Raw genomic sequence first — 11615 nt, forward strand, 5'->3', positions numbered from 1 at the left:
TTTATACCGAAAAGTGACCCACCTCGCTTTCTTGAGATAAAGGGAGGCACCTTGGTTATTGCTCACTGTAGTGCTAACCTCTCGCATCCTATCGATGGGTGACTTGCCACAGGAAAACCTCGAATTCCAGATGGCAAAAGGGCTATACTCTGCGCCCGTTGGCTAAATTTAAGACGATTGGTAGTTCTTCCATGCTGAAATGGCTCGTTCGCCTGTTTATTGTCATGATGCTGGGTGCTGTGCTGGGTGTTGCCAGCCTCATCGGTATCTACTTCTATATCAAACCCCAACTGCCCGATGTCACCGCACTGCGTGATGTCAAACTGGCAACCCCGATGAGGGTCTACAGCCGGGATGGGGAATTGATCGCCCAATATGGCGAAATCCGTCGCATTCCGTTGCGCCTGGATGAAATCCCCCAGCCAATGATCGATGCCGTACTGGCAACCGAAGATGCCCGCTTCTACGAGCACCCCGGCATTGACCCCATCGGTATTATTCGCGCCGCCTCCGTCTGGGCCGTATCAGGTCATGCCCGTCAGGGTGCCAGCACCATTACCCAGCAGGTTGCACGCAACTTCTTCCTGAGCAATGAGAAAACCATCATCCGCAAGATAAAGGAGGTCTTCCTGGCCTGGCGGATCGAGCAGAATCTCTCAAAAGACGAGATCCTCGAACTGTACCTCAACAAGATCCCTCTCGGTTATCGCTCCTTCGGGATCGGTGCTGCGGCTCAGGTTTATTTTGGTAAAGAGGTCAAGGATCTGGGGCTGGACGAGATCGCCATCATTGCCGGTCTGCCCAAAGCCCCCTCCATGCTCAACCCCATCCGATCCCCAGATCGCGCCTTTGCGCGCCGCAACGTTGTGCTTGGTCGGATGCTGGAGACCGGCAAGATCACCCAGGCCCAGTTTGACGATGCGTCCAAAATGCCGATCAAGGCCCGTTTTCACGGCGCCGAAGTGACCCTGCACGCTCCCTATCTGGGTGAAATGGTACGCCAGAAGATGGTAGAGCAGTTTGGTGAAGATGCCTACACCATGGGCCTACACGTCTACACTACCGTCTCTGCCGAACGCCAACGGGCCGCCAGACAGGCACTGCTGGATGGCGTCTTTGCCTACGATATGCGTCACGGCTATCGTGGCCCGACGGCCCAGTTGTGGAAGGCAGGCGAAACAGCTTGGGATTACGAGCAGATCGTGGCCCACCTTGGCAAGCAACCCACTTATGATCCGCTGATGGCGGCCGTAGTTACCAAGCTCGGTGACCGTAGCGCCACACTGGTACTTAAAAATGGCAAGGAAGCAGAGCTGGGCTGGAACGGCATTAAATGGGCTCGCTCCTTTATTACCGACGACCGCCAAAGCTATGCCCCGAAATCGGCACGCGATGTACTGAAAGTCGGCGCCCAGATCTGGGTGCGGGAAGAGGGCGAAGAGTTGCTGCTGGCCCAAATCCCGGACGTCAACGCCGCGCTGGTTGCCATGAACCCGAAAAATGGCGCGCTGGAAGCAGTAGTTGGCGGCTTCAGCTTCGAACTATCCAAATTCAACCGGGTCGATCAGGCGCGTCGCCAGATCGGTTCAAATATCAAGCCTTTCCTCTATGCGACCGCGCTGGAGCACGGCTATACCCTGGCGTCGCTCATCAACGATGCGCCAATCAACCAGTGGGATCCGTCAAAAGGGCCCATGTGGCAGCCCAAGAACTCCCCGGCCGTTTATGATGGCCCCACCCCGCTGCGTCTGGGTTTGGCCAAGTCCAAGAACGTGATGTCGGTTCGACTGATGCGCGCCATCGGTCTGGATACCTATATCGACGGTCTGACACGCTTTGGCTTCCCCCGCGACTTCATCTCGCCCCATGAGTCGCTGGCGCTGGGCGCAGCCGAATTTACCCCCCTCGAGGTGGTGCGTGGTTACTCGGTACTGGCCAACGGTGGCTTCCTGGTGACCCCATACTTCATCGACAAAGTCACCGACAGCCTGGAGAACACCCTCTATCAGGCCAATCCTGCCATTGCCTGCAACAATTGCGAACAGCAGACGGCGTCCGAGCAGAGCACACTGCCGGAGCCAACTGTTGATGGCGCAGCACAAGATGGCACGCAGACCCCTCTCGCGCCAACCATCGCCCCGCATACCATCAGTGCCCAGAGCGCGTTCCTGATCACCGACACCTTGAGCACAGCCATCTGGGGTGGCAACGGCTGGCGTGGTACCGGCTGGCGTGCAGCCCGTGACCTGAAACGTCACGATATCTCCGGCAAAACCGGTACCACCAACGAATCGCGGGATGCCTGGTTCTCCGGCTATACCCCGGACATCGTAGCTACTTCCTGGATCGGTTTTGACAACCACCAGCGTGGCCTTGGCCGTGCCGAGTTTGGTGGTGGCGCTGCACAGCCTATCTGGATCGACTTCATGAAAGTCGCCCTCAAAAAGCTGCCGGAGCACAAGATGCCGGTTCCCGAAGGGATCATGACGGTGAAGATTGACAGCGAAACCGGACTGCTGGCGACCAGTGGCGGAACCGACGAATACTTCAAGGAAGGGACCGAGCCGACCCGTTACGCCGCGCCCAGTTCGGACGGCAATCAGGTCTATGGTGGTGACAACCCCGATGTGGAAGGGCCTGTCTCAACCGACGATATCTTCTAAGCTGCTCTCGCGGCAGAAGCAAAACCGGCAGCCTTGGCTGCCGGTTTTTTTATTGGGCCAACTGCTTGCTCATCAGCGTGGCAATCGAGGCTGCCAGCTCGTTGAAACAGGGGCGACGTACCGAGTAGTGGCGATAGAGCAGCGAGATGGTACGACCCGGCACAGGGTCAACCACAGGACGATAGCTCACACCTCCCTCATCATGATCGGCGGGTACGGCCAGCTTTGGCACCAGGGTCATGCCGCTACCGGCGGCCACCATGTTGCGCAGCGTCTCGAGACTGGTCCCCTTGAAGCGTTGATCCTCACCTATCCCGCCGGCGAAACAGAATCCCATCGCCTGCTCCCGCAAACAGTGGCCATCGGCCAGCATCAGCAATTTCTTGCCCTTTAGATTGCCGAGTGGCACCTGTCTGGCCTGTGCTTCGGGGTGATGGCAAGGCACCGCCAACCACATCGGCTCGTGGTAGAGCTGGATTGAACCAAACCCCTCCATCCCCGGCATCTCGGCCAGAATGACGCAATCCAGCTCCCCCTCTTCCAGCCGTTTGAGCAGGGTTTGGGTCTGCTCCTCATAGAGATAGAACTCCAGCTGGGGAAAATGCTCACGCAGGGTCTGGATAATGCGGGGCAACAGGTAGGGGCCCACGGTCGGAATAAAACCGATATGGATCTCCCCGGACATCGGCTCGGAGAAGTGCTGACCGATGCTCTTGAGCTCGCGCACCTCCTTGAGCACCCGACGAGCCTGATGGGCCATGGCATCGCCAGCCGGGGTAAACAGCACCTTGCGCGAGGTACGTTCGATCAAAATGACCCCGAGTTCATCCTCCAGCTTGCGCAGCTGGCCGCTCAGGGTGGGTTGACTGACAAAGCAGCGTTCAGCGGCTTTGCGAAAATGTTTTTCCTCATCCAGCGCCACCAGATATTCGAGATCGCGAAGATTCATACAGCAAGAGTCCTGCCTGGAAAATGGGCCATCAGCATGCACAATATCGTCCGGCGGGACAAGTCATCCACTTGCAGTGAGCCTCTCTGGCTGCCCCTCCAAAACAGAAAAGCCCGATCACCTCGCGGTAATCGAGCTGTTTGACTCGCCGATGGATTACACCCTGAAACGGCGCACCATATCCTGCAGTTGGGTAGCCAGGTGGTTCAACTCGTTGCACGCCTGAGCCATCTGGGTGGCACCGGCGGCCACCTCTTCGGAAGCGTGGCTGATATTGACCACGTTACGGTTGAGCTCCTCGCTCACCGCGCCCTGCTCTTCGGTGGCCGTTGCTATCTGGATGTTCATGTGGGAGATGCTGCTGACCGAGCCACTGATCTGGGAGATAGACTCGCCCGCTTCCCGCGCGGTAGCTACCGTGGTGTTCATCAGCTCCTGACTCTGTTGCATGGTACTGCCCGCCTGTTCGGCACGCTGCTGCAACTCGGCAATGATGGTATTGATCTGGGAGGTGGAGTCCTGGGTTCGTTTGGCCAGAGTACGCACCTCATCAGCCACCACCGCAAAACCCCGTCCCTGCTCACCGGCCCGGGCCGCTTCAATCGCCGCGTTCAATGCCAGCAGGTTGGTTTGTTCGGCAATGCCGCGGATCACCTCCAGCACCATGCCGATATTGCGGCTATCATCGCCCAGTTGGCGGATCACCACTGCAGTGCTCTCGATGGCCCCCGCCACCCGCTCGATGCGCAAAATAGAGTCATTAACAGTCTTGGCCCCAATCTCTGCGGTTTCGCTGGCCGAGGTGGCGGCACTGGCGGCATCGCTGGTGTTGCGAGAAACCTCCTGAACCGTAGCCTGCATCTCGTTCATCGCGGTTGCCAGCTGATTAAGTTCATGCTGCTGGGCACTCATGTTGGCCGCTGACTGCCTTGCTACCGAGCTCATCTCTTCGGTGGCCGAACTCAGTTGCACCACTGAGCCCGAGACTTCACTGACCAGGGTACGCAAATTGGTCTGCATCTCGCCAAACCCTTTGGCAAGAGTCCCCAGTTCATCATTGTTGAACTGTTGCATATCGATGCGGGAGGTAAGATCACCGGAGGAGACACGGCGGGTCTGCTCCAGCAGGGCCATCACCGGATTGCGGATCTGGGCGGTCAACAGCCAGGCAATCACCACCACAAAACCCAGCGTCACCAGGCTGACAATAATGCTCATGGTTCTGGCATTGCTATACATGGCCGCAATGTCTTTCACCATCTCATCGGCAATCTCGTTATTGATCTCCCGCAAACGATAAGACTTGGCACCAACCTCTTCCAATGCGGCACGCGTCTCGTTTTTGCGCAGACTTCTGACTTTATCCAGATCGCCAGCAGCAAAGGCATTTATCAGCTGGTCATGCACCAAAAAATACTTGGCCCCCGCCGCAACCACCTGCTCATAAACCTGCTTCTCTTCACCAGTAGTGAAAGGTAAAGCACCATATTTTTGGGCTGCTTGCTCAAATTCCTGCTTGGCCTTATTGAAGGTCAAGGTGCGATCGCTTACCTCTTGCTCATCCTTGTTCAGGCCACCGATGACCTGGGCCAACTCTGAACGACGCGCATCCAGCACTGCGACATGCATCTGGCTCGCCAGACGAGTAGAAGGCAGCAAATTACCTGTGATGGTTTCGGTATCACCATAGAGCTTTGCCAGCTGGCTGATTGAAAACCAGGCCAAGCCCAGTACCAACAAGGCCAGGATGGCAAATCCGGCACTCAGTTTCTGGCCGATGGACATGTTTTTGAACATATAAGGGCTTCCTTGAAATGAGTCTTCACTCCCGCAACATCCACCGGGAATGGTCATATAGAGCATAGCCTGCACCCGGAAAACAGAAGGATTTCATACCGTTTCTGTGCTTGTCTGCCTATCGGCCCTGGACACCTTTCCTGAAGCGATCCCGTGTTCAAATAACAGCCATCATGTCATTAGCGCCAGCAGATGCGTGCGCAGAGCATCCGGTTCCCCCATAAAATCGGCAACCCGTACAGGCGTGACCCGCCCCTTGTGCATCAGCCCAAGGGTAGGATAACCCTGACCACCCAGCCGTTTCATCCAGCTCTGGCTATCTGCCAGATGTTGCAGCAAGGGGGCCTGCAGATAAGCTTGCTGGAATGCCTCCGCTGCAATCCCCTGCTCTGCCGCCAGCCTGGCAAGAAACGCCGGCTCACCAATCCAGCACCCTTCCCTATAGTGGGATTGCTGGATCCGGTGCAACATGGCCAGCCCATCGCCCGCCAATGTCGTGACGGCCAAGACCGCACGGATCGGCGGCTCGGAGTCCAGCAGAGCCCCTTCCCTCAGCAGCAGTTCGTTAAAGTAGCGCTCGCCAAAATGCTGGCCGGTCAGCGCTTCGATCCGTTGATCATGGGGACGCACATAATCACGCAATGCCTCGCCCATCGGCTGACGGCGACTACCCAGCCAGAGACCGCCCGCATGCAGCTCGATCTCGAGCCCGTCAATGGTGGCTGCCGCCTGCAACAGGGGGGCGGCACCGTAGCACCAGCCACAGAGCGGGTCATAGACATAATGGAGGATGGTTTGTGGTTCGCTCATCTTCATTCTCACTTCAATCTCGGATAAAAAACCGGGCCCTGGGGCCCGGTAAAAAAACACAGGGAAAGCAGGCTCAGTGGCTTACCACTTCATCTCGCCGGTATTGACCTTGGCACCGATGGCCAGACCATCGTCAACCGGCAGTGCCGGATAGGCTTTCTTCAGAGCCTCAATCAGCTCACCGGAGTTTTTCGCCTTGGCCAGCTCCTGTTCGAAACGCTCTACATAGTCACGGGTAAAGGTCACAGCAGCAGTGCCTTTGGGAGCAGTGCCCAGGAAGTGGCCCGGTACCACACGCTCGGGTTTCAGGGCCAGCAGGTTGTCCAGCGCCTTGACCCAGTTGCTGCGAGCCGCCTTGGTCTGGCTGTCCGCCATCCAGACATGCACCCCGTGGTAAACCGGCACACCACCAAAAGCAGTCTTGATGGAAGGGGCCCAGAGGTAGGCATTCGGGGTATTCATCTCTTTGATTTCAATCTTCTCACCATCCAGCGTCAGGTGGCTGGCGGTCATCACTTGCGGCACGGTCAGGCTCTTCGGTGCACCCTTCCCGAGGATCGGGCTCCAGTAGCTCAGCTTGGCATCCTTGGTCTGGTTGATATGGTCAACCACATGCTGATCGGCCAGCACTTTGACATCCGGGAACGCCGCCATGACCGGCTCCAGACCGAAGTAGAAGTCGGGGTCACCGGCACTGATATAGACAGTGGTCAGCTTCTTGCCACTCTTCTTGATCATGTCGACCAGCGCCTGACCATTTTGCACATCGAACTGGGCATCGATCAGGATGGCCTCTTTGTCACCGGTCACCAGTGAGGAGGAGACCGGGAAGATCGCCTTCTCGCCGGGGTTGTAGACGGTCACGCTCAGGGGGGCGGCCAGTACGGCGCCACTCAACAGGGTGGTCGCCAGAGTCAGGTTGCGGATCAGGGTGTTGTTCATCATCTATTCCTCATTAAGTATTCGGGGGTTCATTTGATGGACAGAGTGTATTGGATCACTTAAGGTGCAAATACAGCATAAAAAGCGCATCACTGTTGCACATATCGAACATATAGAGAGCCATACATGGATCGACTGACCGCCTTGCGGGTCTTTGTCAGCGTAGTCGAACAGGGGAGCCTGAGCGGCGCCGGAGAGAAACTGGATATGTCGCGCGCCATGGTATCGCGCTATCTGGCCGAGCTGGAGAGCTGGATGGGCGCCCGCCTGCTGCACCGCACCACCCGTCGTCTGAGCCTGACAGGGCCAGGAGAGGAGGCGCTGAACCGGGCCCGCGCCATGCTGGCACTCGGCGAAGAGATGGAGCAGATCGCCGTGAAGGGAGATGACGCCCCCAAGGGACAACTGCGGATCACCAGCAGCTATTCCCTGTCAGAAGCGCTGCTGGTCGGGGCTGCCAACGACTATCTGACGCAATACCCGGGGACGGCCATCGACATTCTGCTGCTCGACAGAACCGTCAATCTGGTAGAGGAGCGGATCGATCTGGCGGTGCGCATCACCAACGACCTCGACCCCAATCTGGTGGCGCGCCGTCTCGGCACCTGCCACTCGGTAGTCTGTGCCAGCCCGGCCTATCTGGCCCGTCATCCGATGCCACACAAGGTGCAGGATTTGGCGCTGCACAACTGCCTCACCTACACCTACTTCGGCAAGAGCCTGTGGGAGTTCAATGGACCGGACGGTCCCGAGTCAGTGCCGGTCAGCGGTAACCTGAGCGCCAATATCTCCAACCTGCTGCTGGAAGCAACGCTGGAAGGCGCAGGGATCAGCCTGCAGCCACGCTACTCGGCCCAACCCTATCTGGAGCGCGGAGAACTGGTGCCCCTGCTGACCGACTGGCAGCCCAAGCGCCTCGGGGTCTACGGGGTGTATGCCACCCGCAAGCAGATGTCGCCGCTACTGCGCAGCTTCCTCGATTTTCTGCTGGCCCGCATGGCGGCGGATCCCATCTGGCAGGAGTAAGCACTCCGCACACCCAAACATAACGAAGGGGCCGCTGCGGGCCCCTTCTTCACTCTGATCCCTTGATCAGGCTTCAAATCCGAATGGTTCTGAGTGCGACGCTTCCGGCTGCGCACTCTCGTCCAGGAAAATATCCCGATAAGCCACATAGATGGAGTAGTTGAGCGCCGGGATCACCACCAGCAGACCTACCAGCAACAGCACAGCGCCAAACAGCAGCAAAATAGCTGAAAGCAGCCCCCACCAGAAGAAGGGCCACATATTGCGCCAGCAGCCAGCAAAGCTCAGGCGTACGGCCTGGATGATGCCTATATCGTGGAAATAGATGAGCGCCGGTGCAAAGGTGACCCCCATCAGCACGGGAATGATAAGCAGCATCCCCACCAGCAATACCAGCAGCAGCTGTTGCAACTGGCTGGCTGAGACCACCATGCTCTCGGGATCCTGCGTCAGCAGCGGGAGCAGCCCCCACATGGAGAGCAGACCGAGACAGACGAGGCCCACCAGGCTGAACAGCAGCAACGCCAGCAGACCGCCTAGCATCAGCGGGGTCAACTTGTGGCGAAAACCGGCGAAGAGATCGGCAAACTGCAGCGGCTCCCCCCGATAACCCCGAGCGGCGACCGCCACCCAACCCGCGCCCCACACCATGTAGAGCAGCTGGGAGATAAGGCCACCCGCCGGCAGTTGCTCCAGCAGCATGCCCACCATAAACCAGACCAGCACCATGGCTACGCTGATCCCCATCCCCTTGTTGAAGATATCGAACCCGCTGCGAACCCAGAGCCAGCCACGACCTGTCGTGTACCGAGCCGGTGTGGTGCGCAAAGGGGGTAATCCGTTCATATCGTCTCCTCGGAGTGTCGGTGGCATCAGTGCCGGAAGCCGATTCTAGAGCCAGGGCGGGGGCGACTCAATGGCGAAGCGGCCCGACCACGACATAAAACCTGACGCAGCTATGCACAAAAGGGGCGTCAGCCATGCCCCGCCACTGGCTGCCCCGACCATAACGAGGCACAATCTGCCCCCTTCCCCAGCCGCGCCTGTCGTGGCCAGCGTGCCGTGATCATCCTTTAGTGATCGACGAATGCCGGACAGGGGGGTTGTCATCCCGCCATCCCGGGCGCTTTAACATCGAGTGGTATCGTCATGAGAGTTGTTTGTTGTCTGTTGTTGTTACTGGCCAGCCAGTCAGCCCTGGCCGAGGGTTTTATCAGTCGCCTGCTCAACCATCCGGTGCCGGGTGGCGTTGCGGTGATCCCTCTTGGCGCCTCTGCCACTGCCCCCACGGCCCGCTATCACGACAAACCCGTGCTGGTGGTGCGCGAAGACAACCAGTGGATCGCCATCGTCGGCATCTCTCTGAAAAGCACGCCCGGCGCCCAGCAACTGACCACAGGTGATGGCCGTACTCTCGGCTTCACCGTGACCCCCAAGCACTACCGCGAGCAGCACATCAAGCTCAAGAACAGCCGTCAGGTCAATCCGCTCGCCGAGGATATGACACGTATCAACCGCGAGCTGGCGGAGCAGACCCGGGCTTACCAGACCTTCAGCCCCAACCAGCCGAGCAACCTGATGTTCGACAAGCCGGTCAACGGCCCCCTCTCCAGCCCGTTTGGCCTGCGTCGCTTCTTCAATGGCGAGGAGCGCAATCCCCACTCCGGCCTCGACTTCGCTGTCGGCGCCGGCACCCCGATCAAGTCCCCCGCCGCAGGCAAGGTGATCCTGATCGGCAACTACTTCTTCAATGGCAATACCGTCTTTGTCGACCACGGTCAGGGGCTCATCAGCATGTTCTGCCACATGTCGAAGGTAGATGTGAAGCTCGGCCAGAGCCTGCCGCGTGGCGGCATCGTCGGGCGAGTCGGTTCGACCGGCCGCGCTACCGGCCCCCATATGCACTGGAACGTCAGCCTCAACGATACCCGGGTCGATCCCGCCATCTTTATCGGCGCCTTCAAGCCCTGAATCGGCAGAGCCCGTTAACAAAACATCCTCTAACAAAACAGGCAGCCCATGGCTGCCTGTCTGCTATCTGCACGTCGAACCCGATTACCTATCCGGCCAGCGCGTGGGCGCCGGACTCCCGACGCATCGCCCGCCACATTACCAGCACCAGCAGCGAGCTGCACGTTGGCAATGCCAGCCAGACGCCGAGCACGCCCCACAGGGTCGAGAATCCCCACAAGAAACCGCCGATCAGCACCAGCTTGCCACCGGTGAGCAGGGAGGCGATGCGGGCCCGATTGATGGCCTGGAAGTAAGTGGCCCCCACCAGCAGCAAGCCCTCCATCGGCAGCCCCCAGAAGTAGAGCCAGATCCCGAGGCTCGCCACCGGCAGCAAGGTGGCGTTGTCGCCAGCAAACAGATAGACCGCCACCTCCGGCCACAGATAGAGCGGGATCATCGCGGATAGGGCGATCCCCAACGTCACTCCGAGTGCCAGATTGCGGATCCGCAACACCCGCCGCCAGTGACCTGCGCCCGCGTTAAAGCTGGCGATGGGCTGGATACCCATGGCGATCCCCTCAAACACCAGATAGAAGAAGGCCTCGGTGTAACTGATCACCCCGTAGGCCGCCACATGCAGCGAAGTACCCACCGCCAGCAACGCCTTGTTGTGCAGTGCCAGCACCACAGAGAGATAGAGGTACATCAGAAAACTGGAGATCCCGAGGCGCACCGTTTCGCCCATCAGCCGCAGATCGGGGCGCAGGGTGTCCCAGCTTATCCGCAGCTGGCTGCGCGGCGTGAAGAAGTGCCACAGGCAGGCAAGGCCCGTCACTGCCTGGGAGAGCATGGTGGCCGTCGCCACCCCGGCCAGTCCGAACGGAAACACCACCATCAGCAGATAGTCGAGCAGCACGTTGAGCAGGCCCCCGACCACCATGATGAGGGTGACAAAGCCGGGGCGGCCATCGTTGCGCAGCAGCGAGCTGAACGCCATCGACAGCACCGCAAAGAAGCCAAGCCATGCGTAGGCCTGCAGGTAGGAGAGCCCGGAGGTGAAGATCTCCCCCTCCGCCCCCATCCAGGCCAGCATGGGCTCGCCATAACGGATCCCGATAAAACTGAGCAGTGCCGAGGCCAGCAACACCATCACCAGCGCATTGCCGACGATATGGCGGGCTTTGGCCGGGTTGCCCTGCCCCAGATAGAAGGAGACCAGCGATGAGGCCCCCATACCGATCAGCGCCCCCACCGCATAGAGCACGGCGCAGATGGGATAAGCCAGCATCAAACCGGCCATGCCATCCTGACCCAGCACATGGCCAACGAAGATGCCATCGATGGTGACATAGATGCCGGTGATCAGCATGGCCGCCACGGTCGGGGTTACGTAACGCCAGAAAAGGCGAGATAGCGGGGCTGTGCCCAGATCAACAGCTGACATATTCGACTCGGTGGAGAGAAAGCGGCCGGGA

Annotated in this window: 9 protein-coding genes; 3 read left to right on the top strand and 6 right to left on the bottom strand. The window is 59.0% G+C overall.

Translation table 11 applies throughout. The features are described from left to right. Window positions 1–191 precede the first annotated feature (191 nt). Window positions 192–2663, top strand: coding sequence for a penicillin-binding protein 1A (locus G5179_RS05715; protein ID WP_421258030.1), 2472 nt, complete (start codon window positions 192–194; stop codon window positions 2661–2663). A 49-nt stretch (window positions 2664–2712) separates the two neighbouring features. Here the strand turns inward: G5179_RS05715 and oxyR are convergent, their stop codons facing one another. The 4 genes from oxyR to G5179_RS05735 form a co-directional block, all read right to left on the bottom strand. After that, window positions 2713–3612 carry a DNA-binding transcriptional regulator OxyR gene (gene oxyR, locus G5179_RS05720; protein ID WP_216953055.1) on the bottom strand — a complete coding sequence of 300 codons (900 nt, stop codon included), beginning with the start codon at window positions 3610–3612 and terminating at the stop codon, window positions 2713–2715. A 156-nt stretch (window positions 3613–3768) separates the two neighbouring features. Further along, window positions 3769–5409: a methyl-accepting chemotaxis protein gene (locus tag G5179_RS05725; RefSeq protein WP_421258031.1), complete on the bottom strand. Its 1641-nt coding sequence runs from the start codon at window positions 5407–5409 to the stop codon at window positions 3769–3771. 171 nt (window positions 5410–5580) lie between these two features. Further along, complete coding sequence (locus G5179_RS05730; protein WP_421258032.1) at window positions 5581–6225, bottom strand: DsbA family protein; 645 nt, start codon at window positions 6223–6225, stop codon at window positions 5581–5583. A 75-nt stretch (window positions 6226–6300) separates the two neighbouring features. Beyond that, window positions 6301–7161 carry a Vmh family MBL fold metallo-hydrolase gene (locus tag G5179_RS05735; protein ID WP_042054609.1) on the bottom strand — a complete coding sequence of 287 codons (861 nt, stop codon included), beginning with the start codon at window positions 7159–7161 and terminating at the stop codon, window positions 6301–6303. Between the two features lie 126 nt (window positions 7162–7287). Here G5179_RS05735 and G5179_RS05740 point away from each other — a divergent pair, with 126 nt between their 5' ends. Then, a complete protein-coding gene (locus tag G5179_RS05740; protein ID WP_416004165.1) occupies window positions 7288–8187 on the top strand; it encodes a LysR family transcriptional regulator in 900 nt (299 codons plus the stop codon). Between the two features lie 66 nt (window positions 8188–8253). Here G5179_RS05740 and G5179_RS05745 read toward each other — a convergent pair whose 3' ends face one another. Further along, complete coding sequence (locus G5179_RS05745) at window positions 8254–9033, bottom strand: BPSS1780 family membrane protein (RefSeq protein WP_421258033.1); 780 nt, start codon at window positions 9031–9033, stop codon at window positions 8254–8256. A 303-nt stretch (window positions 9034–9336) separates the two neighbouring features. Here G5179_RS05745 and G5179_RS05750 point away from each other — a divergent pair, with 303 nt between their 5' ends. Continuing rightward, window positions 9337–10158: a peptidoglycan DD-metalloendopeptidase family protein gene (locus tag G5179_RS05750; RefSeq protein ID WP_216953051.1), complete on the top strand. Its 822-nt coding sequence runs from the start codon at window positions 9337–9339 to the stop codon at window positions 10156–10158. Window positions 10159–10246: 88 nt separating this feature from the next. Here G5179_RS05750 and G5179_RS05755 read toward each other — a convergent pair whose 3' ends face one another. Beyond that, window positions 10247–11584 (bottom strand): MATE family efflux transporter, encoded by a 1338-nt coding sequence (locus G5179_RS05755; RefSeq protein ID WP_421258034.1) that lies wholly within the window; start codon window positions 11582–11584, stop codon window positions 10247–10249. Window positions 11585–11615 lie beyond the last annotated feature (31 nt).

It is taken from the genome of Aeromonas sp. 600886 (assembly GCF_049174935.1).
In the GTDB taxonomy this organism is placed as follows: domain Bacteria; phylum Pseudomonadota; class Gammaproteobacteria; order Enterobacterales; family Aeromonadaceae; genus Aeromonas; species Aeromonas veronii_A.